The 394-nt window shown below is 53.8% G+C and carries 1 protein-coding gene; it reads right to left on the bottom strand.

Annotated features, from left to right (window positions below):
* Nucleotides 1-339 (bottom strand): hypothetical protein (locus tag ACW73L_RS22195; RefSeq protein WP_498924717.1); only part of this gene is annotated, 339 nt, incomplete at its 3' end.
* Nucleotides 340-394: the final 55 nt, after the last annotated feature.

Raw genomic sequence — 394 nt, 5'->3', positions numbered from 1 at the left:
CCTGTTGTCGCCTGAGGCAAATTGTTTTGCGGTAGACTTCGATATTTCCTGATAGCCAAGCTCCAAAGTCACACCCCAGACCAAATGCGCAGCAATCATGAGAAGGTTTCTGCTGGGGGGGTGTTCAGCTGCCGGTTTTAGCAAGCGCATGGCAGGGATCCACCCAAGATAACTTATGCACCACACCAGAACGCCATAAACGGCACCACTTGCGCAGATCTTACCCCCAAATGGAAATACCGCCCCGGCAACGGCGCCATAAATGAAGTGTGCAACAACAGTCTGTTTCGCCTTGCCCGGATACGAATGCCCGCCTTTCTGCGCAACTACGTCAGTCAATTCCCTCGGAGGAAGCGGGTAGTTCTGCTGCTTTGGCAGGCGGTCGAAAGCCAAG

The sequence above is a fragment of the Methylolobus aquaticus genome (assembly GCF_054172105.1).
The sequence above is the reverse complement of the archived record's forward strand: the minus strand, read 5'-3'. Positions and strand labels throughout refer to the sequence as shown.